This window comes from Sphingobacterium sp. xlx-96 (assembly GCF_011007365.1).
In the GTDB taxonomy this organism is placed as follows: Bacteria; Bacteroidota; Bacteroidia; order Sphingobacteriales; family Sphingobacteriaceae; genus Sphingobacterium; species Sphingobacterium luzhongxinii.
In genome coordinates this window covers 529,693-554,530 of record NZ_WFKM01000002.1, presented here as the reverse complement: position 1 = coordinate 554,530, position 24,838 = coordinate 529,693, and the positions used below count along the sequence as shown (strand labels likewise).

25 protein-coding genes and 1 other RNA gene are annotated in these 24,838 nt (G+C 39.6%); 11 read left to right on the top strand and 15 right to left on the bottom strand.

Annotated elements, in window-relative coordinates; translation table 11 throughout:
- The first annotated feature begins 9 nt into the window (after positions 1-9).
- Positions 10-879, top strand: a complete 870-nt coding sequence (locus G7B20_RS05355) for a YybH family protein (protein WP_205600172.1) — start codon at positions 10-12, stop codon at positions 877-879.
- Between the two features lie 58 nt (positions 880-937).
- Here the strand turns inward: G7B20_RS05355 and G7B20_RS05350 are convergent, their stop codons facing one another.
- Positions 938-2,308 carry a peptidylprolyl isomerase gene (locus G7B20_RS05350; RefSeq protein ID WP_164108985.1) on the bottom strand — a complete coding sequence of 457 codons (1,371 nt, stop codon included), beginning with the start codon at positions 2,306-2,308 and terminating at the stop codon, positions 938-940.
- Between the two features lie 317 nt (positions 2,309-2,625).
- On the opposite strand from G7B20_RS05350, the gene G7B20_RS05345 reads away from it, so the two are divergent.
- Positions 2,626-3,708 (top strand): lactonase family protein, encoded by a 1,083-nt coding sequence (locus tag G7B20_RS05345; RefSeq protein WP_164108983.1) that lies wholly within the window; start codon positions 2,626-2,628, stop codon positions 3,706-3,708.
- 280 nt (positions 3,709-3,988) lie between these two features.
- Here G7B20_RS05345 and mtgA read toward each other — a convergent pair whose 3' ends face one another.
- Entirely contained in the window at positions 3,989-4,717 is a 729-nt protein-coding gene (gene mtgA / locus G7B20_RS05340; RefSeq protein WP_164108981.1) for a monofunctional biosynthetic peptidoglycan transglycosylase, read from the bottom strand.
- Positions 4,718-4,817: 100 nt separating this feature from the next.
- Here mtgA and mutS point away from each other — a divergent pair, with 100 nt between their 5' ends.
- The 4 genes from mutS to fbp are packed head-to-tail and all read left to right on the top strand — an operon-like array spanning position 4,818 to position 9,731.
- Positions 4,818-7,424, top strand: a complete 2,607-nt coding sequence (gene mutS, locus G7B20_RS05335; RefSeq protein WP_164108978.1) for a DNA mismatch repair protein MutS — start codon at positions 4,818-4,820, stop codon at positions 7,422-7,424.
- A 33-nt stretch (positions 7,425-7,457) separates the two neighbouring features.
- On the top strand, positions 7,458-8,165 hold the full coding sequence (locus G7B20_RS05330; RefSeq protein WP_164108976.1) for a tRNA1(Val) (adenine(37)-N6)-methyltransferase: 708 nt from the start codon (positions 7,458-7,460) through the stop codon (positions 8,163-8,165).
- A 27-nt stretch (positions 8,166-8,192) separates the two neighbouring features.
- Entirely contained in the window at positions 8,193-8,687 is a 495-nt protein-coding gene (locus tag G7B20_RS05325) for a metallophosphoesterase family protein (protein WP_164108975.1), read from the top strand.
- Between the two features lie 36 nt (positions 8,688-8,723).
- Positions 8,724-9,731: a class 1 fructose-bisphosphatase gene (gene fbp, locus G7B20_RS05320; protein WP_164108972.1), complete on the top strand. Its 1,008-nt coding sequence runs from the start codon at positions 8,724-8,726 to the stop codon at positions 9,729-9,731.
- Here the strand turns inward: fbp and G7B20_RS05315 are convergent.
- Positions 9,726-10,061 (bottom strand): MerR family transcriptional regulator, encoded by a 336-nt coding sequence (locus G7B20_RS05315; RefSeq protein ID WP_164108970.1) that lies wholly within the window; start codon positions 10,059-10,061, stop codon positions 9,726-9,728. The two genes, fbp and G7B20_RS05315, sit on opposite strands and share 6 nt — an antisense overlap.
- A 265-nt stretch (positions 10,062-10,326) precedes the next feature.
- On the opposite strand from G7B20_RS05315, the gene G7B20_RS05310 reads away from it, so the two are divergent.
- A complete protein-coding gene (locus G7B20_RS05310; protein WP_164108968.1) occupies positions 10,327-10,674 on the top strand; it encodes a hypothetical protein in 348 nt (115 codons plus the stop codon).
- Between the two features lie 32 nt (positions 10,675-10,706).
- On the opposite strand, the gene accD is transcribed toward G7B20_RS05310, so the two are convergent.
- The 3 genes from accD to dprA all read right to left on the bottom strand — a co-directional run bounded on the left by accD (position 10,707) and on the right by dprA (position 13,162).
- Positions 10,707-11,549: an acetyl-CoA carboxylase, carboxyltransferase subunit beta gene (gene accD / locus G7B20_RS05305; protein WP_164108967.1), complete on the bottom strand. Its 843-nt coding sequence runs from the start codon at positions 11,547-11,549 to the stop codon at positions 10,707-10,709.
- A gap of 224 nt (positions 11,550-11,773) precedes the next feature.
- Positions 11,774-11,871: signal recognition particle sRNA small type (gene ffs, locus G7B20_RS05300), an RNA gene on the bottom strand.
- A 190-nt stretch (positions 11,872-12,061) separates the two neighbouring features.
- Positions 12,062-13,162, bottom strand: coding sequence for a DNA-processing protein DprA (dprA, locus tag G7B20_RS05295; RefSeq protein ID WP_164108966.1), 1,101 nt, complete (start codon positions 13,160-13,162; stop codon positions 12,062-12,064).
- A 112-nt stretch (positions 13,163-13,274) separates the two neighbouring features.
- Here dprA and G7B20_RS05290 point away from each other — a divergent pair, with 112 nt between their 5' ends.
- Positions 13,275-13,508 (top strand): hypothetical protein, encoded by a 234-nt coding sequence (locus G7B20_RS05290; RefSeq protein ID WP_164108965.1) that lies wholly within the window; start codon positions 13,275-13,277, stop codon positions 13,506-13,508.
- A 79-nt stretch (positions 13,509-13,587) separates the two neighbouring features.
- On the opposite strand, the gene rsmG is transcribed toward G7B20_RS05290, so the two are convergent.
- Together rsmG and G7B20_RS05280 are read right to left on the bottom strand one after the other, a co-directional pair.
- The gene (gene rsmG / locus G7B20_RS05285; protein ID WP_164108964.1) at positions 13,588-14,223 is read right to left on the bottom strand and encodes a 16S rRNA (guanine(527)-N(7))-methyltransferase RsmG; all 636 of its coding nucleotides are present in this window, start codon (positions 14,221-14,223) and stop codon (positions 13,588-13,590) included.
- 58 nt (positions 14,224-14,281) lie between these two features.
- Complete coding sequence (locus tag G7B20_RS05280) at positions 14,282-15,424, bottom strand: glycosyltransferase (protein WP_164108963.1); 1,143 nt, start codon at positions 15,422-15,424, stop codon at positions 14,282-14,284.
- A 177-nt stretch (positions 15,425-15,601) separates the two neighbouring features.
- Here G7B20_RS05280 and tgt point away from each other — a divergent pair, with 177 nt between their 5' ends.
- Genes tgt through G7B20_RS05265 form a run of 3 tightly spaced genes read left to right on the top strand, consistent with a single transcriptional unit; the run spans position 15,602 to position 18,786 of the window.
- The gene (gene tgt / locus G7B20_RS05275; RefSeq protein WP_164108962.1) at positions 15,602-16,732 is read left to right on the top strand and encodes a tRNA guanosine(34) transglycosylase Tgt; all 1,131 of its coding nucleotides are present in this window, start codon (positions 15,602-15,604) and stop codon (positions 16,730-16,732) included.
- Positions 16,733-16,771: 39 nt separating this feature from the next.
- Positions 16,772-17,854 (top strand): LptF/LptG family permease, encoded by a 1,083-nt coding sequence (locus G7B20_RS05270; RefSeq protein ID WP_164108961.1) that lies wholly within the window; start codon positions 16,772-16,774, stop codon positions 17,852-17,854.
- A 14-nt stretch (positions 17,855-17,868) separates the two neighbouring features.
- Complete coding sequence (locus G7B20_RS05265; protein WP_164108960.1) at positions 17,869-18,786, top strand: DMT family transporter; 918 nt, start codon at positions 17,869-17,871, stop codon at positions 18,784-18,786.
- Positions 18,787-18,790: 4 nt separating this feature from the next.
- Here G7B20_RS05265 and mnhG read toward each other — a convergent pair whose 3' ends face one another.
- Genes mnhG through G7B20_RS05230 form a run of 7 tightly spaced genes read right to left on the bottom strand, consistent with a single transcriptional unit; the run spans position 18,791 to position 24,556 of the window.
- On the bottom strand, positions 18,791-19,216 hold the full coding sequence (gene mnhG, locus G7B20_RS05260; RefSeq protein ID WP_164108959.1) for a monovalent cation/H(+) antiporter subunit G: 426 nt from the start codon (positions 19,214-19,216) through the stop codon (positions 18,791-18,793).
- Positions 19,209-19,481 carry a monovalent cation/H+ antiporter complex subunit F gene (locus G7B20_RS05255; RefSeq protein WP_079640941.1) on the bottom strand — a complete coding sequence of 91 codons (273 nt, stop codon included), beginning with the start codon at positions 19,479-19,481 and terminating at the stop codon, positions 19,209-19,211. Before G7B20_RS05255 ends, mnhG begins: the two co-directional genes overlap by 8 nt.
- The gene (locus G7B20_RS05250) at positions 19,478-19,954 is read right to left on the bottom strand and encodes a Na+/H+ antiporter subunit E (RefSeq protein ID WP_164108958.1); all 477 of its coding nucleotides are present in this window, start codon (positions 19,952-19,954) and stop codon (positions 19,478-19,480) included. The genes G7B20_RS05255 and G7B20_RS05250 overlap by 4 nt, the downstream gene beginning before the upstream one ends.
- A gap of 4 nt (positions 19,955-19,958) precedes the next feature.
- Positions 19,959-21,467 (bottom strand): proton-conducting transporter membrane subunit, encoded by a 1,509-nt coding sequence (locus G7B20_RS05245; RefSeq protein WP_164108957.1) that lies wholly within the window; start codon positions 21,465-21,467, stop codon positions 19,959-19,961.
- Positions 21,464-21,820: a Na+/H+ antiporter subunit C gene (locus G7B20_RS05240; protein WP_164108956.1), complete on the bottom strand. Its 357-nt coding sequence runs from the start codon at positions 21,818-21,820 to the stop codon at positions 21,464-21,466. Before G7B20_RS05240 ends, G7B20_RS05245 begins: the two co-directional genes overlap by 4 nt.
- On the bottom strand, positions 21,820-22,245 hold the full coding sequence (locus G7B20_RS05235; protein WP_164108955.1) for a Na+/H+ antiporter subunit B: 426 nt from the start codon (positions 22,243-22,245) through the stop codon (positions 21,820-21,822). The genes G7B20_RS05240 and G7B20_RS05235 overlap by 1 nt, the downstream gene beginning before the upstream one ends.
- A gap of 1 nt (position 22,246) precedes the next feature.
- Positions 22,247-24,556 carry a putative monovalent cation/H+ antiporter subunit A gene (locus tag G7B20_RS05230; protein WP_164108954.1) on the bottom strand — a complete coding sequence of 770 codons (2,310 nt, stop codon included), beginning with the start codon at positions 24,554-24,556 and terminating at the stop codon, positions 22,247-22,249.
- Between the last annotated feature and the right edge of the window lie 282 nt (positions 24,557-24,838).

Below are 24,838 nucleotides of genomic sequence, written 5' to 3'. Positions count from 1 at the left end.
TTGTTTTAAATGAAGTATAATAGGTTTTTAACCAGCATATCCCTTAGTTGTTTGATGTTGCCGGCGCAGGCACTATTTGCCCAGTTGCCGGACAAGGTGGGAGGGTTGATTGCAGCCGATAGAAATGCGGCGACTATCTCTAGGACACAGTCACCCCATGCGGCTTTTTCGTCAATCATAGATAAGGAGTCCGTTTTTTATGTGCCATCGGCCGTAAATGCATTTAACTATCTGAACAACCGACCGAATATTCCCGATGTATTATCTTGGGATCCCAATTTTGCCGTTGTTTCCAAGAGCTTGGAGTGGGGAGTTACCTCCGGTAAGATGGAATTCCAAAAGGTTGGAGCAGTAAAGCGTAATGGTCAATACTTGACGATTTGGAAACGTGGTAAAAAAGGAGACTGGAAGGTTGAATTACGTGCCGAAGTGGAGAATTATGGTAAGAATGCCGCTAAGGAGTTGTGGTATCACGAACCGGATGATTCTTGGTATTTAAAGCATCGCTCGAAGGTACGTCTTCAGCAGCGAGAGGATATCGTGATGTCCACAGATCAATTGTTTTCTACTGTACTAAAAGCAAATAACGATGCTGCTTACTCTGAGTTTCTAGCTGATGATGTTCGTTTTTACTACCCCTGGCAAGAAGAAATTTCTGGCAAGAAGAATGTATTGTCTTTTCTCAAGAAACAACGGATAGACATCGTCACAGAACCTACTGATGTGGGGAGGGCCTATAGCGGAGAGTTTGCATATTCTTTGGGTACTGCAATGGTCCATTCCAAAGAAAAGGATGTTAAGTTCAACTATATACGGGTATGGCAGCTAAAAGATGATTTTCAATGGCGGGTTATTCTCGAGATGTTGTTTGAGCGATAAAATATAATGAATTAATAGAACAAGAAGGGGAAAGTTTAACTTTCCCCTTCTTGTTCTATTAATTGCCTTTAGCAATTTTGTCTTTATCGTTGACCCAGACCTTTAATTCGTCGCAGGACATGAACTCGGGATTTATGTCTATGTAAGTGGTTTCTCTTCGGGACTCAAACCATTCACTCAGGGTACGGTTTACTTTGTCCTGACGTGCAGCTTCTTTGATCTTAGCAAAGTCCTGATCCAAGTTTGCTTTATGCGGAGCTATTCTTGATTTAAGATAATAAATACGATAAGAGGTTTCGCCGGTCCTTTTATCTGTATACAAAGTAGCTTTAGAAACATCCCCTTCTTTAAGTGGGTCAATAGCATTAAATACGGCGACATCATCTAGTTGATCAACAGGGATCAATGTAGAACGATCTTCCATATTGGTAACAACACCACCATTATATTTGGTTTCTTTATCATCCGAATATATCGATGCCGCGGTATTGAAGTTCATTTTCTTTAAGTCAACAATAAGATTGTATATACTATCTATTTTACCCTTGGCACGGTTGAGGGCAGCCTGTGTAGGTTTAGTTTTCACAAGGATATGACGTACATTGACCTCTTCACCACGTCTCTCTAGGACCTGAAGAAAATGGAATCCAAATTGTGTTTCGAATACAGGGGATATCTCTCCGGCTTTTAGTCTAAACGCTTGTGCCGAAAATTCCTTTACCCAAGCGTCCCGTGTGCTGAAACCAAGCTCACCGCCATAGGGAGCCGAACCATCTTCAGAGTGAAAACGAGCAATGGTTCCAAAGTCGGAACCGTCCAATATCTGCTTTCTGTAGCCTTCTGCTTTTGTGCGGAACTGTTCTTTTTCTTCTTTCGTCAAAACAGGGTTGATAACCAATTGCGCATATTCAATTTCCGTATTGAAATAAGGCAAGCTGTCTGCATTTAGACCTTGGAAATATTTTTTCACCTCTTGAGGTGTTACATCTACTTTAGAAACCAATTGTCCCTGCATTTTGTTCCCTTTTAACTGCTCGGCTACAGCTGGACGCATTTCTTCTTTGTGCTGTAGGATAGACCGGTTTAAAAATTCTTCCAATCGTTCCTTGCCGCCAGCTTTTTGAATCATCGAGCGAATACGGAAGTTCAGCTGATCGTCAATCTCACTTTCGGATACTTCGACAGAGTCAATTACGGCTTGTTGTGCTAATAGCTTCTGCGTTAGCAATTGCTGAAGTATATAACATTTTATCTTGTCGTTAGGAGGATTTCCTTGAGCTAGAAACTGTGTGTACTCCAGTTCCAGATCCGATTGTAATATATGACTTGATCCTACGGTCGAGATTACGCGGTCTACTAGTTTATCTTGTCCAATGACAGGTGAGAAATATGTCGATAGAACAAGGAATATCCCTAAGATTTTTTTCATTTGTAAAAAATTATTTCATGATCCGTCAGTTGAGGGATCGGTTTGTCTTTTAGCGGCTATATGGAATATCCAAAGTGTTTTTATGCGAGTTTGTATAGCATATACTACATGGGTATTTCATGTGATTGTAGCTCAATATTTGTTTACAAAAATATCAGAATAATTTGTAAAAGTTGTATTTTTCACCTGAATAATCATTCTAAGGTTTTATATTCCAGCTTTGTCTGACATTTTTTTACGAATATAGCTTTTTGGTGAGCGTAAACATGGTTTTTAACGAATTTTAACTTGACTGAAATATGTTTGATTTGAAGAAGATGGCATTATTTATCTCTAGTATATTAGCTTTTGGTTTGTTTCCTACCGTAGTAGCGCAGACGACAAGCCTTTATGTGGGCACGTATACCGGAATAGGGGGAAGTGACGGTGTACAATGTTATGAATTTGACGAATCTAACGGACGAGCAAATTTTAAGTCCACGCTGAGAATGAGCAATCCATCTTTTTTGGCAAAAAATGGACAAGTACTATATGCTGTGAACGAAGACAATGAAGGGATGGTCTCAGCGGTGGATCTGAAAACGGGTGCTCTTTTAAATCAATTGCCTACAAGGGGGGCACATCCTTGTCATGTGGCCGTTAGCCCCAATTTACCTGTACTTGTAGTATCCAACTATTCCGGTGGCTCCCTTATCTTATTTTCTATTCGGGAAGATGGAAGTCTGGCTCAGCAAGAGGATTTCATTCAGTTTGATGGAAGCAGCATTAATCAAGAACGACAATTGAAATCCCATATTCATTCCGCTTTTTTCTCAAAAGATGGGAAAAAGCTTTTTGTCTCTGATTTAGGAGCTGATTTGATTTATGTTTATGAAGTAAAAGAAGAGGCAGGTCGATTTGCTTTGCATCGTCTCGATACCATAGCTGTAAAAAAAGGGGGAGGACCGAGGCACCTTGTAGTCGCTGCTGATGCGAAGACTATTTATTCCGTATTAGAGTTGACAGGAGAGTTAGCTGTATTCCAACAGAAAGGACGTGAATGGAAAAACACACAGATCCTACCTATTTATGCAACAGGTTTCCTGGGTGAGCATGGTGCCGCCGATATCAAGATCTCCAAAGATGGAAGGTACGTGTATGCTACAAACCGAGGTGATGCCAACGTGATAGTATGTTATGAAGTGTTAAAAGATAAGTCTTTACGGGTAAAAGATATTACCTCTACAGGAGGGATTTCTCCCAGAAATTTAAACATCTCGAAAAGTGGCAAGTGGGTGTTCGTAACGAATCAGGTAAGCAATGCGATAACCGTTTTCAAACGCAATCCTAAAAAAGGTACGCTTCATGCGGTGGGTTCTTCAATGATATCTGTGCAAAAGCCTGTTTGTGTCATTTATTAAATCTATTAACCAGAGTTGATTCGTCTACAAGCTGTGCATTTTATTCAAATGCCGCCTTAGCGGATTGGCTATAGTAGGATGAAGCACTACCATTGTGCCAATACGGTACAGCGGCGAGTTTTTGATTACTTTTTTCGGAAATCACGCAGTGTTCATGAATGCCTTGAAGGCAGATGCTAATGAATAAAAAGTAATTGCCTACCCGGCATAAGGGTGAAACAGTTAAAAAGGGTTTGATAATAAACAAAACGACAGTTGAACTAAAGTTAATACACCGGTTTTATTCGGGTATATCGTAATGACCTAAGTAGCGTACAATACTATTTGCCCTTGAATTGACATAGTTTGACGGACGTCGTGCATCCCACTGTCTAGGGTTGGGAAGGATAGCGATAATTAATGCTGCTTCCTTCTTCGTTAAGCTTTTAGCTGATTTGTTGTAGTAATAATGCGATGCAGCTTCAGCTCCGTAGACCCCCTGTCCCATTTCAATAACATTAAGATAGACTTCAAGGATGCGTTTTTTACTCCATAGGATCTCGATGAGAAACGTAAAATACGTTTCAAGACCTTTTCGCAACCAAGAGCGTTCGGGCCATAGAAATACATTTTTGGCGACTTGTTGGCTAATCGTACTACCTCCACGTAAAGGCTTCCCGGATTTGTTTTTCTCCAAGGCCTGTTTGATGGCATTGGTGTCAAATCCGTTATGCGTCATGAAATGTGCGTCTTCGCCGGCTAGGGCTGCTCTTTTTAAATTGTTTGATATCTCATCATAAGGCAGCCAGTCTTTTTCTATTTTAAAGCCTTTACCGTCGGCCTGCCATTGGAAGCCTCTTTTTAGCATCAGATAGGTAATAGGTGGATTTATAAACTTAAGACACAGTACCCAGAAAATAGTCAGTACGAAAAAGCCGCCGATAATACGGATCGACCATTTTTTTAATTGTGCTTTCCATTCTACGGGTACTGTTTTCTTTTTTTTGTAGTTACTACGTTTTATTGCCATGACCTAAACTGAATTTCGATGCAAACCTAAATAAAAAGAGAGACCTTGCCAAATCCCCACAATTCTCTTATTTTTACACCTCAACAAAAAAAGATTCCCATTGGCAAAGGCAAAGAAAGAAACCCCTCTAATGCAGCAATACAATAGTATTAAGACGAAGTATCCTGGTGCATTATTACTATTCCGTGTAGGTGATTTTTATGAAACTTTTGGCGAGGATGCGATCAAAGCTTCCGGTATATTAGGTATTGTCTTGACTAAGCGTGGAAATGGTTCCGAATCCGAGACTGCTCTAGCTGGTTTTCCACACCATTCGCTCGAAACCTATTTGCCCAAATTGGTACGTGCGGGACAACGGGTCGCGATATGCGATCAGTTAGAAGACCCTAAACAGACAAAAACAATCGTCAAGAGAGGGGTTACAGAATTGGTCACACCGGGGGTATCTTACAACGACAATATCGTACAGCAAAAATCCAATAATTACCTAGCCTCTGTCTATATGGACAAAAGCTCGATTGGAATTTCTTTTTTAGATATTTCGACCGGAGAGTTCTTGGTAGCACAGGGAAATGCCAATTATATCGACAAGTTACTGCAGGGGTTTAAACCTACTGAAGTGATTATGCCACGTAAGCAGGCTAAAGAATTTGTTTCGCAATTTGGTAGTCCGTATTATACTTACTCGCTGGAAGAGTGGCCGTATACTGGCGATTATGCCGAAGAAAGTTTGTTGAAACATTTTGAGGTAAAGTCATTGAAAGGATTTGGGATCGATCGCATGCCTACTGGGATCATTGCTGCCGGAGTCTCCTTGCACTACCTAAATGAAACTGAACACCGTAACTTGCAACATATCACACATATTGCTCGGATTGAGGAGGATCGCTATATGTGGCTGGATCGTTTTACGATTCGTAATTTAGAACTTATTGGTTCGGCAAATGAAAATGCGATTACACTGTCCGATGTATTGGATGAGACAGCCTCACCAATGGGGGCACGTTTGTTAAAGCGTTGGATTGTAATGCCATTAAAAGATAAGAAGTCAATACAAGAACGACTGAATGTCGTCGACTATTTTTATCAAAATCGGGAATTGCGGGATGAACTGGTGCGTGAGATTAAGCAGGTCGGTGACTTAGAAAGATTGATCAGTAAGATCGGGTTGCAAAAGGCTAATCCCAGAGAGATATCTCAACTGAAACGTTCTTTATATGCTGTCGAGAAATTAAAGACTTTGACGAATATTAAAGCTTCTGAATCGTTAGCGATGATTTCAGAACAGTTGAATCCCTGTTCTATTATTAGGGACAAAATAGAGAAAACGATTCAAGCTGAGCCACCCGTGGCACTAAATAAAGGAAATGTCATAGCGGATGGCGTTGATGAAGATCTGGATAAATTACGTAAAGTTGCCTTTGGCGGCAAGGGCTACTTGTTGGAGATACAACGACGTGAATCCGAAGCAACCGGGATTCCATCCTTAAAGATAGCTTTCAATAATGTATTTGGGTACTATTTAGAAGTGACAAATACACATAAAGACAAGGTTCCGACATCTTGGATACGAAAACAGACACTTGTAAATGCTGAGCGATATATTACAGAGGAGCTTAAAGAGTACGAAGAACAGATTTTAGGTGCCGAAGAGAAAATCCAGGCAATTGAGAACCGTATCTATGGTGAGTTACTGATTGCCATAAGTGAATATATAAAGCCAATACAGCTGAATGCACAGTTGATTGCTAAATTGGATGTCTTGCTTAATTTTGCAGTTATTGCTGAGCAGAACTATTATATTAAGCCAGAGATCAGCGATGCCAAGATTCTAGATATCAAAGGTGGACGTCATCCTGTGATCGAGCGAAATCTTCCAATAGGTGAAGATTATATCACCAATGACACCTACTTAGATCCGGAGACACAACAGATCATTATTATCACAGGTCCCAATATGGCTGGTAAGTCGGCGTTATTACGGCAAACTGGATTAATCGTTCTGATGGCGCAGATAGGAAGTTTTGTGCCGGCCAAGGAAGCGCATATCGGTCTCGTGGATAAAATTTTCACGCGTGTAGGGGCATCTGATAATATCACCTCGGGAGAGTCTACTTTCATGGTTGAGATGAACGAGACCGCGAGTATTATGAACAATCTATCCGACCGAAGTTTGATTCTATTGGATGAAATAGGAAGGGGGACGAGTACTTATGATGGTATTTCTATAGCTTGGGCTATTGCGGAGTTTCTACATACACACCCATCCACACGGGCCAAGACGCTATTTGCTACGCATTATCACGAATTGAATGAGCTTAGTACATCTATGCCTCGTATCAAAAATTTTAACGTATCTGTCAAGGAGGTGAATAATAAGGTAATCTTTTTACGTAAACTTGTGCCGGGAGGTTCTGAACATAGTTTTGGTATACATGTAGCCAAATTAGCCGGGATGCCACCACGTTTGATCGGTAGGGCCAATGAAATTTTAAAAAGATTGGAGCAGGAGCGTACAGGTGGCGAGAAAATTAAAGACAGTATGCGTAAAATCCAAAAGCAGGCATACCAGTTGCAAATGTTTGCGATCGACGATCCTATCTTGGAGAAAATCAGGGATATGTTGAATAATCTAGATGTTAATACGTTGACGCCAGTAGAGGCACTTATGAAACTGGACGAGATACAGCGGTTGTTGAAAAATTAGGGTATACGTATTTAAAGGTAATTTTTGCAGTCTATGGGATCGGTGTTTAAGTTTAAAGAGTTTGAAGTAAATCAGGAGGGCTGCGCAATGAAAATCAATACAGATGGGGTTTTGTTGGGTGCCTTAGCCGTAGCAGAGCACCCTGCTCGGATCCTTGATGTCGGATCGGGTACTGGAGTGATAGCGATGATGTTAGCGCAGCGTTTTCCTAATGCCCAGGTGGATGCTATAGATATTGATAAAGTAGCTTTTTTAAGAAGTGAAGAAAATTTCATGAAATCACGGTTTGCAGATCGTATGACCGCGTATTATGGCGATTTCGGAACGTTGGAGTCCAGTGCTTTGTATGATCTTATTGTGAGTAATCCGCCATTTTATATAAATACGCTTCATAATCCTGATCAACGCAAACGGTTAGCACGTCATACTGATTTGACTTTTTTTAAACGATTGATACGTTTCTCCAAAGAGCGGTTGGTCGAGGGTGGAACCTTACAACTCATTCTGCCTACGGATCTGAGTGACGAGATTAAAGTCTATACGGATTCGGAAGAGCTGACCTTAATTAGAGCGGTCAATGTGCAGTCGTTTAGTAATACGGAGATTATTCGTAAAGTTTTGACTTTTAGCAAAACAGAAAGTGATTACCAACAATTTAGTAACTTTGTGATTTACCATCAGAAAGGAGTTTATTCGAAGGATTATCAGTCCCTTCTAAAGCCATTTTTTCTAGCATTTTAATAATACAAATCCCAATAGAAGGATAATATGAAGAAGATAGGTCTCTTATCCGACACACACAGTTACCTGGATGAAGCCGTGTTCAAGCATTTTGAAAATTGTGATGAAGTCTGGCATGCAGGTGATTTTGGTAACACAACTGTTATAGACCAGTTGAAATCATTTAAGCCTTTTAGGGGGGTCTATGGGAATATAGATGGGAAAGATATTCGAGTCGAATGTCCTGAGCACTTACGCTTCGATTGCGAAGGGGTGGATGTTTGGATGACACATATCGGGGGGTACCCCGGACGTTATGCAGCGGCAGTCAAACCAACAATTTTAGAAAATCCTCCTAAATTATTTATTTGTGGACATTCGCATATTCTAAAGGTTCAATATGATCCAAAACTTGCTCTATTGCATTTAAACCCGGGTGCAGCAGGAAAACAAGGCTGGCATAAAGTACGTACCTTGATGCGGTTTGAACTTAATTTAGGTAAAATTGATAATTTGGAAATAATAGAGTTGTTTAATCGGTAAATATTTTCATATTTTTGTTTTTTATAAAAATAAATTATGAAATCCTTAAAAACTTTAGGTCAGTTTATTATTGAAAAGCAAACGGATTTTCCGTATGCAAAAGGAGAGTTGTCCCGATTGTTGCGCGATATCGGAATTGCAGCTAAGATTGTCAACCGTGAGGTCAACAAAGCTGGGTTGGTCGATATTTTAGGTACAGTTGGTGGTACCAATGTGTTTGGAGAAAATCAAAAGAAGTTAGACGTTTATGCCGATGAACAATTTATAGCTGCGCTAAAAGACGGGGGAGAGTGCTGTTTTGTGGCGTCCGAGGAACAAGAAGAAGGGGTGGAACTAACGGATGCCGGAATCTCTAAAAACGCAAAGTACATTGTTTGTATAGATCCGCTGGATGGCAGTTCGAATATAGAGGTGAATGTCTCTGTCGGAACTATCTTTTCGATATATCGCCGTATTAGTCAGGTCGGTGAGGCCTTGACTCAGGAAGACTTGCTACAGACAGGCTTACAACAGGTGGCAGCTGGTTATATCATTTACGGATCTTCAACCATGTTGGTTTATACAACGGGAAAGGGAGTTAATGGATTTACATTAGACCCTTCTATAGGTGAGTTTTGCCTGTCACACCCAAACATGAAAATTCCTACTCAAGGGCATATCTACTCGGTCAATGAGGGTAATTACCTGAAGTTTCCACAAGGTGTAAAGAATTATATCAAATATTGTCAAGAGGAAGATGCTGCAAGCAACCGTCCGTACACATCACGCTATATTGGCTCCATGGTCGCAGATATTCATAGAAATCTTCTCTTGGGTGGTGTCTTTATCTATCCACAGACATCGTTACAGCCAAAAGGTAAGTTAAGATTGATGTATGAATGTAATCCAATTGCTTTTATTATAGAACAGGCAGGGGGGAAGGCTACTACAGGTACGCAAAGAATACTGGAAATTGTACCGGAAGAGCTTCATCAACGCGTGCCAGCCATATTGGGTAGCACAGATATGGTGAATAAAGTTTTGGAGTTTATGGATAAATCATAAACTATCCCTTACTTCCATTAAAAAAGATTTCAATCGCTCTAGAGAATCAACAACCCGTTGGTTCTCTTTTGCTTCCGTCTTATTCGTGCGTAAATAATCTCTGGCACCTTGTAAAGTATAGCCTTTTTCTTTGACTAAGTTGAAGATTATTTTAAGATTAGCGATGTCATTTTGTGTAAATAACCTATTTCCTTTTTTATTCTTTTTGGGTTGAAGAATATCAAACTCGCGTTCGTAAAAACGTATCTGAGAGGCGTTCACGTCAAACATCTTGGTTACTTCGCCCATTGTATAATACAATTTGTTGATTTCACGTTCTTTATAAGGCATACTAAATAATCTGTTTTGAACCAGTAACAAACTTAGACAAAATGCTTGGCATTCACGAATACCTAATTAAAAAAAACAACGTTTGTTTACGTACTCTGTACGGTCTATAGGTTCTTTTCATCAGTTTGTATATTTTTGTTTTATGAAATTTTGCTGTAGTACTGACTGGGCCAACACGAATAAATATAATTATTTCATACGCTCGCTGTATTCGGTTTGGGACATCAAGTTGGCTGTTGATTGTTGAAAAATAAACTATATGAATATGAAAGGCAAAGTAATTGTTAGCTCGTTTCTTACACATTTGTTTTCAGCGGGTAGAGCGAGTGCTGTGACTATTTTTCCTTTTATTTTTGTAAAAACAAAAAAGCTAGGCGAAGATATGGTGTTAATTAATCATGAGCAGATACATATAAAGCAGGCTTTAGAATTATTGGTATTACCATTCTATATACTTTATCTACTCGAATTTTTGATTCAACTTGTGCACTGTCGGGATTTCCACCGTGCCTATAGGAACATAAGCTTTGAGCGGGAAGCCTATTTCAATGAAGGGGATTTGGATTATAGGAAGAATAGAAAAGTATGGAGTTTTACGAAGTATTACCGCTAATAAAAAAGCGCTTTTTTATTAGCGGTAAAGTTTTATTTGACAAGTTTCAAAAATGTAGAAACCTTCTCTTTAAGTTGTCTACGATCAACAATAAAGTCTAAAAATCCATGTTCTAAAACAAATTCAGAAGTTTGAAAGCCTTTAGGTAGGTCCTTCTTTATTGTCTCTTTGATGACCCGGGGTCCTGCAAATCCAATGAGAGCGCCTGGTTCAGCGATATTAATATCCCCTAGCATCGCATAGGAGGCTGTAACACCACCTGTCGTTGGATCCGTTAAGAGACAGATGTAAGGGAGTTTTGCTTGACTCAAAAGGGCTAATTTCGCAGAAGTTTTTGCCATTTGCATTAATGAAAATGCCGCTTCCATCATGCGCGCTCCACCTGATTTCGATATCAACATAAAAGGTAGTTTATGTTCGATACAGTAATCGATTGAGCGGGCTATTTTTTCGCCTACGACAGAGCCCATAGAACCACCTATGAAGTTAAAGTCCATACAGGCAATAACAATATCTTGGCCATCTAGCTTACCGTGAGCACTCCGAAGAGCATCTTTTAAGCCTGTTTTTGCTTGGCTTTCAACCAATCGCTCGCTGTACGGTTTGCTGTCTACAAAATGTAAAGGGTCTCCTGCTGTTAAATTAGGGAACAGTTCGGTAAAGACGTTATCATCTAATAAAATAGAGAAATAGGCGGCTGACCCTATCCGGATATGGTAACCACAATATTGACAAACGTAGTTGTTTTCGATTTGTTCTAAGTTCAAAAGAGGCTTTTTACAGGATGGACATTTATTCCACATGCCATCGGGTGCTTCTTTTTTATTCTCTGTTGCGGTATTGATACCAGCTTTGTTGCGTTTAAACCAACTCATATACTCGTGTTAATTCGAACTACAAATAAACGAAAAGAAAGTTAAAACTTAAAAGTTAATGATAGCTAATGTGATAATTGGAGTAGGAATGCACCGACTTAGTCCTTGGAGTACGCTAGCTATAAGGTACTTGAACGGATTTTAACGTACTTGGTCGGTGTTTCAAGAAAAATGAATGGATGATTTTGGTTGAAGTTTAGGGGAGGTAAATTTTGGGCAAAAAAAATGGGTAAGCTCCCTTTATCGCACCGCTCAACCAAATACCCTTGCTTTGTTCCCAACCTGGGGGAGTCAATGGGAGCTGGTCGTAAAGGACTTACCCACCACAAAAGTAGGAAAAAAAACCATTTACAAAGAACTTAAATCCGATTAAATCATACGTTCTTGATAGTCAGCTGAAAAGAATTATATTTTGTTGTGGTTATACTTACTGCTGAGCATGTAATACTCCAATATAAACCAATAAATGGAAATAATTGGAGTCTATAAATAACAGGATAATAGTGTCTATGTTAGATTAATTTAAATACTTTTCCTGGTAAGGAGAGTAGAAGTCCTTTTATTTCCATTTCCAATAAAATGATTGCTAGTTTGCTTTGGGGCCAATCGCAGTAGTTCGCAATCTGGTCTATTGTGCTTTGTTCAAGTTCTTGGTCGGTAAGAAAGGTATGAACTTTTTGCTCGTCACGACTTAAATCCGGAGGCGTGATAATGAGTTGTTTTTCGGTTTTGCTAGGAGCTTTTTCCCAATTCATCAGGTAACACAGGTCATCAGTATGGCGTATGAGGTGCGCTCGATTTGTCTTTATCAAGTAGTTGCATCCAGCAGAGTATTCTTGCTCTACAGAGCCCGGAAATGCACAGACATCTCTATTGTAGCTGTTAGCGATCTCAGCGGTGATGAGCGCTCCACCTTTCATAGCGGCTTCGATTACAATTGTCACATCGGACAGGCCGGCAATAATCCGGTTACGCATCGGGAAATTTTGCCTATCTGGATTAGTACCGGAAGGGAATTCGGTTATTAATCCCCCATTATCCAACATTTTAGAGGCGATCTCCCGATGAGTAGCAGGGTAAATACGGTCTAGACCATGCCCTAATACGCCGATTGTTGGGATTTGCTGGTTGACTGCATGTCGGTGCGCCAACACATCTATACCATAGGCCAGACCACTGATGACCTGTACGTCGAGTGCTTGGAGTCCTTCAATCAATTGCTCACATATGCGCTTGCCATAGTGTGTCGCATTGCGCGTGCCTACAATACTGACAGCCCGAGAGGGGTTGAGTGTTGCATTACCTTTATAATAGAGTAATATAGGGGCGTCTTCACAGTTTCTGAGCCTGCGTGGGTATTTGTCATCTTCTATCCAAATAGCTTCAATATGGTGTTTTTCGATAAATGCTAATTCGGCTTCGGCTTCTTCTATATAACTTTTAGATAAGATGCTGTCAACTGCAGCAGGTCCAATGCCGGGGATGGACAGTAACTCTTTTTTCGAACTATTGAAAATAACATCTACTGATCCACAGTGGTTCAAAAGGTTTCGGCTCAGTTTGGAGCCTATTCCCTTAATTTTTGTTAAGGCAATTTTATCTAGTCTGTTCATAATCGGTACCTAAATTTAAGCAAATTCTATTAGATATCCAATAGAATTCTTCCGAAGTATAAGGTATTACTACGTTGATATTATTAACTTTGATGTTTAAAAGCAGGAAATAATGGAAATGCAAGAGCCTTTTGATATAGAGATCGGAGATACTGTGTACTCAGTTTTTCCAGATGAAAAAGATACCTATACCGTTTTTAAGGACGGTAAGGAGTACGTTCAGATTATTAAAGATACAGATACCCAGTGGTTGAAGTTACATCCAGAAACTGGTTTGCCTATGTTTGGAATGGATGAAGAGGTCAATCTTATCGGTAAGCGAATTTCTGAGGAAATCGATAGTTAGCTTAGACGTTTTTTAACAAATTAAAACAGGGCTCTGTCTTTTTGGCACAGCCCTGTTGTAGGTGTTCATTGAGGCTAGATTACATCGGTACGTATACCACATACTTCGTTTCAAAGAAGTCTTCGTTAAAATACGATGATAGGGGATGTAATTCGGCTTTCAATTTAGATTCTTTTATTTCTTCTTTTAGATCTCCGCCTTTAAGATATAAGATACCATTTGGTATCCCATTTTTATCCTTTTTTTCAAACTTGTTTCTGATCCAAGGAGCAAAGTCAGCAAGTCTGGTCACAGCGCGAGAAACAACAAAATCATATTTGTAGTCCAATTGTTCGGCACGGATATGATCTGCTTCCACATTCGTTAGGCCGATCGCTTCAGCGACACCACGTACCACTTTTATCTTTTTACCGATGGAATCAACAAGGTGAAATTGGACTTCAGGAAATAGTATGGCTAAAGGTATGCCTGGAAAACCACCTCCAGTGCCTACATCTAGGATTCGTGTGCCAGCGACAAACTCATGCACAAATTTTGCTATACCCAATGAATGCAGCACATGCTTCAGGTACAAGCTCTCGATGTCTTTCCTGGAAATAACGTTGATCTGATCATTCCAAAAAGGATAAACCTCCTCCAATTTGGCAAATTGTGCTTTCTGCGTTTCTGTGAGATTTGGAAAGTAATTATATATAATATCTACTGTTGGATTCACGATGTTTTAAATTATTAATATACTATGTAATACGATCTTTGAATAAAAAGGTTTTAAATTATTTCCAGGACCTTTGTTTCTTCTTTCTGTTAAACAGGCCATTGAGGCAAATGTAGAAGTAGAAGAAAAAGTCTAATATGGGCAGCCAGAATAAAAGATCCTTAACTTGCAATTTACGGAAGATTGGACGGAACACAATAACCTGGCTCAAATAACGTAGCAAAAAAGCTCCTAAAGCCCAATACCATAACATGGGAAATAGAGCAATGCACATAAGAAGGGTTGTGTGAAATAAAAAAGCCGTTACTAGTTGAGTGCCTAGCATACGCTGATGAGATTTTTTATAGACGACCGACGCACCAGCGTGTCGTGCTTTTTGTTTGTAATAAGACTTCCAACTATCTTTAGCAACAGAGTAGATGTGTGCGTCAGGGTGTATAGCGATATTTACGTTGTTCTTTGTTGCGTTTTGATTCACGAATAAATCATCATCTCCTGATTTGATGTGCATGTGTGAATTAAAACCTTTGCCCTTGAAGAATAAGCTCTTTAAGTAGGAGAGGTTTCTTCCTACTCCCATATAAGGGTCATGTTTTAACGCGTAAGAGAGATAGCTCATAGCAGTATGGGTCGTTTCAAAACGGATTAGTTTGTTTAGAAAACCGCTGGTCTTAAAATAAGGGGAATAGCCTAAGACAATTTCTTGGGATGTGCTGTATGCGCCTCCCATTTCTTTCAGCCACAAAGTTGTTTGGGGCTGACAGTCAGCATCGGTCATTACCAAGTGTTCATTTTTTGCTGCTTTGATACCAAGGGTCAAAGCAAATTTTTTGCTGTGCTTAAGTTGTATATGTTCTTTTATCTCGACTACGCGAAGGTGCGGATACTGTGCTTGGAAACCCTGTAATACCCATTTGCTTTCGTCACTTGAACAGTCGTCTACAACAATGACTTCATAATCAGGATAGTCCTGTTGTAGGATAGTCGGTAAAAACGTTTTAAGGTTATCTTGTTCATTATGTGCGCAAATTATCACTGATATTGAAGGGAAACTCTTTTTTTCTTGATAAGATCGCACCTTGTGTTGAGCTAATTTGCTGTAAACAAATAGGATATAGTAAAGTTGGATTAGTAGGAAAAGGCCTAAAATTCCGTAGACGAAATAGGCGATATTGGGTGTGATATGACTATATAGATTCATATAAAATGTCAAAGATAAGGCGTTCTTTTTAATAGTTATAACAATATGCGTTAAGAATTGCTAATTAAATAGCAAAGATGTCGTAGGCTCAAAATTTTATAGTATTTTTGCGACCAATAAGAATTGATAAATCCACTAGTTGGTGGTTAGCCCCTAAAAAGGCAGATTGTTACATATATGAAATTTACGCTTCAAGCACAAGATAAACTTTCCCAGGCACGTGCAGGGGTAATGGAAACTGCACATGGGACGATAGAGACTCCTATTTTTATGCCGGTAGGTACGGCAGGAACGGTGAAGGCAGTCCACCAGCACGAATTAGTGAATGATATTCAAGCCCAGATTATATTAGGAAATACGTATCATCTTTACCTAAGACCAGGACTGGATGTATTGAATAAGGCTGGTGGTTTGCATAAATTTAACGGTTGGGACAAACCAATCCTTACCGATTCAGGAGGGTATCAGGTATACTCTTTGACCGAAGTTCGGAAAATTAGAGAAGAGGGAGTTACTTTTCGATCGCACGTTGATGGATCTAAACATTTGTTTACTCCGGAAAATGTCATGGATACACAGCGTATCATAGGAGCTGATATTATCATGGCGTTTGACGAGTGTACGCCCTATCCCTGCGATTACCAATATGCCCGTCGCTCTTTGGATATGACACATCGTTGGTTAAAGCGGTGTTGCAATCGTTTTGATAACACGGAACCTTTGTATGGTTATAATCAGACCTTATTTCCTATAGTACAGGGATCCGTATATAAAGATCTGCGTGCAAAGTCTGCAGAAGTTATAGCTTCTTTCGAGCGGGAGGGAAATGCAATTGGTGGGCTTTCAGTTGGAGAACCTGCCGAAGAGATGTACGCAATGACAGAAGTGGTCACCGCTATATTGCCTAAGGAAAAACCGCGGTATTTAATGGGGGTAGGGACGCCTATAAATATTTTGGAAAATATAGCATTAGGTATAGATATGTTCGACTGTGTAATGCCTACGCGTAATGCACGTAATGGAATGTTATTTACCCGTAATGGCATTATTAACATCAAGAATGAAAAGTGGAAAGCGGATTTCTCACCAATAGAAGCGGAGTCGGATTTGATGATGGATCAGTTTTATACAAAGGCTTATTTAAGACATTTAATCCGTTCTCAGGAAATTTTGGGCGCACAGATTGCTTCCCTGCATAATCTGCATTTTTATCTTTGGCTTGTAAAACAAGCGCGTGAAAAAATTATAGATGGGACATTCTATGATTGGAAAGAGAAAATGGTAAAAGTCTTGGGACAACGGTTATAGATTTTTGATTTTTGCTTTTTTAAATTTTTACTTTGAGAAATGAATATCATCGATCGCTACATCATCCGTAAATATTTAACTACCTTCCTATTCACGGTAGCTATTTTTATTGTGGTAATCGTGATTTTCGATGTCTCCGAAAAGCTAGACGATTTTTTGAAGAATAAGGCTTCCTTTACGCAGGTTTTGTTTCAATATTATGCTTTAGGGTCTGTACCATTCTTCCTAAATATGCTCACACCGTTAATCAACTTTATTGCGGTGATTTTCTTTACTTCTAAGATGGCGGATCAAACGGAGATTGTACCTATATTGAATGGAGGGATGAGCTTTAATAGGTTGCTACGTCCTTATATGATAGCTGCCACGTTGATTTTTACGTTTACGTTGCTTTCTAATCTTTATGTACTACCGCTCACCAATAAAATGAAGGTACAATTTGAAAACGTTTACGTCAAACCACATAAGATTAATACCAATACGTCTTCCACGCATATGCAGATTGATAGTAATACGTATGTCTATATTGATAACTTCGATACACAGCGAGCTATAGGTTATAATTTTGTGATGGAGAAGTTTGACGGATTGGAGTTGAAAGAGAAGCTTATGGCCGATCGTGTAGCTTGGGATTCTGTGGCTAACAAGTGGCGTATAGAAAATTATACCAATAGAATTATCACGGGCTTGAAGGAAGAGATGGTGAAAGGTGAAAAGCGCGATACAACACTGGATATGAGACCCCAGGATTTCGAGGTCTATGAAAACATCTTTACCGCGATGGGTACGGAGGAACTGAATGAGCGTATCCGTAAAGAAGAGATCCGTGGTACAGGAATGATGACAGACCTCTTATTGGAAAAATATAAAAGAATCGTACATCCCTTTTCGGCGTTCATATTGACATTAATGGGAGTTGCGCTATCCTCTAAGAAGGTGCGGGGAGGAATCGGCTTAAGCCTTGGTATCGGAATCGGTTTAAGCTTTGGCTTTTTAGTTTTTAATCAATTCTCCACGATGTTTGCTTTAAAGGGAGGATTACCTCCTTTGTTTTCGGTGTTAATCCCCAGTATGACATTTTTGTTACTTGCTATTATCTTGCTTAAAAAGGCTCCTAAATAATTATACACATCTATATGCAATTTATTGTTCGCGATCGCAATTTGCTGATTCTGCATTTTACGGTACTGATTTGGGGATTTACAGGAGTGCTGGGTGATTTGATCACTGTTTCGGCTCTTCATTTGGTCTGGTATAGGGTATTGATTGCAGCCCTGACATTATTTGTCTATCTTAAAATGAAAGATCAGATTGTTCTAGTCCCTTCGACGAAGATGTTGAAATTTATAGGCGTGGGGGTGATTGTTGGTATACATTGGGTTTCTTTTTTTCACGCGATTAAGATTTCTACGGTTTCGGTCACTTTGGTAACGCTATCTTCGTTGACTTTGTTTACCGCCATCCTGGAACCTATATTTAACCGTAAATCGATCGCTCTAGGCGATGTCATAGTAGGTTTGGTTATTATTTTTGGTATATATCTTATCTTTAAGTTTGAATTCCAATATTGGCAAGGAATTATTTTTGGGTTATTGGCAGCACTTTGTGCGAGTTTCTTCTCTATACTTAATTCTAAGATGGTAAAAAAAGATAGTCCTACAATAATTACGTTTTACGAGATGATCGGGGCTTTTATCGGAGTTTCTGTTATCCTGTTATTTTCAGGACAGTTTAACAAAGAAATGATTCTTTCTTCCTCTGATTGGGTTTACTTGTTGCTGTTGGGGAGCGTCTGTACGGCTTTTGCTTATGTGTTAGGGGTAGCAGTGATGAGAGAGTTAAGTGCATTTACAGTAGCGCTAACTACGAATCTGGAACCCGTTTATGGGATATTGCTGGCTATTCTGATACTGGGGCATAAAGAGACTATGAGTATAGGATTTTATTTTGGTGCAGTAATTATATTAGGTGCAGTGTTTTTGTATCCGTTATTAAAGAGCGGCCTCGAAAAATCTAGAAATAGAAAACTATTACGCAAACAGGAAGAGTTTTGATGAGTTATCTCGTTTCTTTATCGCAATCTGCAATCTGCCCCTTTGGTTTGTCCCCGTCAAAAGAATGCTTGTTGCTCTCTTCATTTTTGAGTTGGTGCGTTTCTTTATCATATTGTCCAGCCAACTCGTCCACGATAGTTCCTTTCCAAAGCGGTGTGCCTGTAAAATAAGCTGCTCGTCCGATCATATGTGCGGCGATAGGAGAGGTGATAATCAAGAAGAAAATAATAGCGATTGCTTTGGTGCTGACAGAGATGTCGGGAAATAAAATAGCGGCACATAGCAATAACAACCCTACCCCTAGAGTTGCAGCCTTAACAGTGACCGATAACCGGAGATAAAAATCAGGCATTCTCAAAATCCCTAAGGAGGCAAAGAAAATAGCTAAAGCTCCTATTGTGCTTAGTATGGCAATTAATATATCAATCATCTTCTTTTTTTTCTATGTAAAATGAAAAAGCTACAGTACTTAAAAATGCGATAAGGGCGAGTATAATCGCAACATCTAATAGTACTTTTTGGTTTGATCTTATTGTGAAGATAGTAATGATTCCGATACCAATCGTGATAATAAGATCTAATGCGATGACACGGTCTACAACTTTCGGGCCTTTAACCAGGCGGATGAACACCAGAATCACCGATATCGTTAGGATCGGTAGTATAAAATAATCGAAGTATGCTGCCAATGTCATCTTAAAGCTTCTAATAGTCTGCGTTCTAATCCTGTCTTTGTGTCTTGAACAAACTTATTGGGATCGTCTAAGTACATAACATGTATATACATGGTTTTTTTATCCTCGCTGATGTCTAGGATCAACGTTCCCGGTGTCAACGAAATCATCATAGACAAAATGTTGATTTCCATCTCTGTCCGTGCGTTCAAGGGATATCTTACGACTCCCGGACGCATAAAATAGCGTGGTGTCATTACGTCATAAGCCACCTGAATGTTCGCTTTGATCATTTGATATAAGAAATAGAATACAAAGCTAACGACACGAGGTACTTTATAAAAATAACGACGATCCCCATCATTGCGGCTCATAATCCATAGGATAGCAAAGCCGAGCAAAAAGCCAAATACAAAATTAGTATAATACATGGAACCTGTTAGTGCTACCCAAATAAAGGAAAGCAAAAGGTTCATTAAAAATTGCTTAATCATACTCCTATTTTTGTTTACCTAATACCGCATCTACATAAGGTTGCGTATTTATTAATTGGCCAGTAATCTTATCAACCAATTGAATGACAGTTTCCGAATTCAGACCAATATATACCGTGGCTAACCCCAGTATTCCTATAGGTAATACAAGAAGTATCTTGCGGACCAACGGAAGGGGGGCGAATTTATTTTCTATAGTAATATCATCAGGCACATTTTTCCAGAATACCTCAGCCCACATTTTGGCTATAACATATAGCGTGACAAAGCTGCCTACAATGAGGGCTCCGATGAAAAAATACTGCGTTTGTGTAAAAGCTTCCTTGAACAGAAATATTTTTGGCCAAAACCCAGATAGCGGAGGGATTCCGACAAGTGAAAACAGGACAACGGCTATGAGCAAGGACAATTTGGGATATTCACCATACAGTCCACCGTTTTTTTTCATATCCATGCTACCGCGAAGTTGTCCGATCAAACCTGCGATTAAAAACATATTTGTTTTGACAAGGATATCATGGAATAAGTAGAATATGGTTCCCATCAGGGCTACTTTGGTAAACATACCGATCCCGCCTATCATAAAACCGATATGACACACGATCAGATAGGAGAAGAGGCGTCGGATGTTTGTTTTGATCAATGCGCCAAAACTTCCTGTCAATATCGTAAAGACGGCTAGCCATATCAAAAGATCTTTTATGAATTGATCGGGGATAAAGATTAGGCTAAATACGCGAATCATAGCATATATCCCCACTTTTGTAAGTAGACCTCCAAATGTAGCAGCTACTGCTGACGGTGGAGTGTGATAGGATGAAGGTAGCCAATAATACAAGGGGAAAATAGCCGATTTTATTCCAAATCCCAGTAAGAAGAAACAAGCCGTAATACCGACAAGATGAGTGTTTTGCACTTCTTTAATTTTGACCGAAAGGTCGGCCATATTCAACGCACCTGTCATACCATATAAGATACCTATACCGGTAAGGAAAAATGTCGATGCCAATATATTCATAGCCATATACTTTACAGCTCCTTCTAGCTGAGTTTTTCGACCGCCTAGTGTCATGAGTACAAATGAGGAAATGATAATAACCTCGAACCAGACGTAAAGATTGAAAATATCTCCTGTTAGAAAAGCGCCGTTTAGTCCCATGACTAAAAAGTGAAAAATAGGAAAGTAGCCGTAGTTCATCCGTTGCCTATTCAAACCTGTTGAGGAGAATAAAGAGACGGCTAGTGCCGCTAGAGAGGTGATAAGAACAAGCGAACTACTCAATAAGTCTGCTACAAATACAATTCCAAATGGTGATTCCCAATTGGAAGCATTAAGTGTCAAGATTCCCTGTTCATTTACTCTATCCAATAAGCGTAGCGCGAGAAGGACAGCCAAAAAGCTTCCAATTACGCTCATAAAGCGTTGCGTAACGGTCTTTCTCCACGCAATAAGCTGTAGGATGGCCGTAAACAGGTGGATGAAAACAGGAGCTAATATGTGGTTGTCTATCATATATCTTCTTCCTCTGGGGTATTTAAATCATCTAAATCGTCCGAATCTACAAGAGCGTAAACTCTTTTTAATAACACAATGGCAAAGGCCGTCAAAGCAAAGCTGATGACGATCGCTGTAAGGATTAAAGCTTGGGGTATAGGATCTGCGAATGCATCCTGAAAAAGCTTTGCATCTTCGTCGATCACAGGTGGCTTACCTTTGGTGATTCCGGCGAGTAAAAAAATCAAAATATTAGCACCACTGCCTAGTAGCATAATCCCCAATAGAAGCTTAACCATACTTCTCCGGAGGATGAGATAGACGCCTGCTGCGTATAGCAAGCCTATTAATATGATAAGCAATAATTCCATTAGCTGTTTTCCTCCTCGTTATTTAAGGCAATCGTAAATAAAATTGTCAAGACCACACCTATGACGACCAAATAGACGCCGAGGTCGAAGAACAGCGAGGAACCGACCATTCCGATTACTGGGACGGGGTGTTCAAACCATAGCCCTGTCATTGGAGGTAAGCCAAATGCCATTGGTATAACCATGCTCATTGTTGATAAGCTCAATCCTATGGGGATCAGAGATAGCGGTTTTCTTTTTAAAAGTTTCATTGTCTGTGCTGTCCCATTGGCCAAACTGTGTAATACAAAAGCTATGGATGCGACCAGCCCTCCGACAAAGCCTCCTCCAGGGTAATAGTGTCCCCGCAATAGGAGGAAGAAGGAGAATAGTAACAATATAGGCAACAAATATTTTGTCGCAGACTGTAACATTGGACTCTTCATATTATTCTCTTTCGGATGATTTTAAGCGTAATCGAATTAAACTATATACTCCTAATGCCGCAATGCTCAATACGACAGTCTCAAACATGGTATCTATCCCCCTGAAGTCGACGAGGATGACGTTTACCACATTTTTTCCCTTTGCAAGTAGGTAGGCATTCTCTCCATAAAAATTAGAAATCTCACGTGCAATAGGTTCGGACCATGCCTTTAGTGCAACCAATGCTATCGTAATACCAAAGCCTATGGAAACGAGGGCATCTCGATAGAGTATCTTTTTGCTGGCGAAATTGATAAATCCAGGGAGTTTGTACAGCACGAGTACAAACAATACGGTTGAAAGCGTATCAATGGTGAATTGGGTCATCGCAAGATCAGGGGCGCTATAGATTACGAATATCAAACAGATACAGTACCCGATGACACTCATCGAAACGACTGATGTCAGTCTGGATGGCGTTGTGACAATAATATACAAAGCGCCAATCAATACGGCTACGATGACGACCTCATAAATGTCTGGATAGGTAAGTGTCCATAGATCTAATTGTATGGGGCCACTGACCCACAATTTATAAGCAAGCAACACCTCTGCAAATAATATAATCTTTAGGTGATATGATCTTAAATATCCGTTGTGAAAAAGGTTGGTAAACCAATTTGCAAAACGTAGGATACCGTTGGCAAATCTCGTTATGATACGTTGAGGCGATATATTGTCGAATCTTGCTAACCGCTGTAGTTTAGATGGGCTGGGTTTATTAAGTACATAAATAATACTACCCAGAAGGAGAGTAGCGATGCTTAATATCAGAATTAAGTTGAAATGCCAGATCTGTAGTTTTTTTGTAATAAATGTTGCACCAATGGAACTGGCAGCGGGGATACTTAAATAATCGCCCGCAAAGGAGGGTAAGATCCCAAAGACTATTCCTAGTAACGCCAATAATAACGGGGGGATCCATAAGGATCTGTTAGGTAAATGTACTTGTTGAAATTGGCTTGGTAATTTTCCAACGAATGGTTTTATACCCGCCATAAATCCAGCGGCGATTAAACCAACGTTGGTTGTGATCGCTAGACCTGTAAAAATCCATACATAATCATTACAGGGACTGTGGAGTGTGGCTTCATAGACAAGATCCTTGCCAATAAATCCAAAAGTAAAAGGCACTCCTGCACTGGATAATGCCGCTAATATTGCTGCAAGAGCTACAGGAGGCATCACCGTTCTTAGGCCGGATAATACGGTGATATCGCGTGTACCTGTTTCATGGTCTATAATCCCTGTAACCATGAATAGTGTTGCCTTATACAAGCCATGAGCTAAGAGGAAGACCATGGCAGCAATGAATGCATCTTGTGTTCCGATTCCTATTAAAAAGGTTAGTATGCCAAGCGCTGATATTGTCGAGTAAGCCAATATCTCCTTTAAATCAATTCGGAAAAGAGCATGGATGGAAGCGTAAAGCATCGTAACTCCACCAATAATCATCAACGTGTAGCTCCAATAATCTGTACCACCTAATATGGGGGTAAAGCGTGCTAGCAGATAGATTCCAGCTTTAACCATCGTTGCAGAATGTAGATAAGCCGAAACAGGTGTGGGGGCCTTCATCGCGCCGGGTAACCAAAAATGAAAAGGAAACTGCGCAGACTTTGTAAAAGCCCCTATAAATAGAAGTCCAATGACTAGCGGGTACAAGGTGCTATTTAAAATAAGGTCCTTGTTATTGATCATTTCAGAAATGCTGTAAGTGCCTGTAATATTTCCGAGAAGGATTAACGACGCTAATAAGAAAAAACCTCCTAATCCTGTTATACTAAGTGCCGTGAGGGCACTTTTTCGGGAATCTATATTGTCGTTGTTAAAACCAATTAGAAAAAACGAAGAAATACTGGTGAGTTCCCAAAAAATAAAGAGTAGGATGATGTTATCAGAAAGAACAACACCCAACATTGCTGACATGAAAAGGAAGAGATAGCTAAAAAAGCGATCATAATAGATATGTCCTTTGAGATAGGATCGGGCGTACACGAAAATAGCGGTGCCAATACCTGTAATCAATAAAGAGAACAAGAGGGAGAGACCATCAAGTTTAAACTCAAAATTGACCCCTAATGAGGGAACCCATTTGATGTGTTGTAATTGCTGATTGCCACTTGATATTAAGGGAATATGTCCAGCAAAAAATAGAAATAAAAGAGCAGGCAGAACAGGGAGGATAAAACTCCACTTAGATTTTAAATATTTGCCGATAAAGACAACTGAACATGCCGAAATTAATCCCGATAATATAGTTAATAGCATCTATCTTTTTTGTGAAAGTGTCTATTTATTGATTTCTTTTAATCGATGTCACCTAATCTTTCCGCTAGGAATTTCTATAGATATCATCAAGAACTTTTTTCATGCTGTTATCCTTTACTGTCGGAATTCAAGAACTCTCCCGATAATATCGGGATCGGTTTATGTCTTTGCTCTTGCCGAAAGGAGAATGAAACCTTATATGCATTAATGGAAAGTCATAAAAATAGTAAAAAAAAGACTATTTTTTTAGGTTTTTTGAAGAAAATACGGGCAGGATTGTAA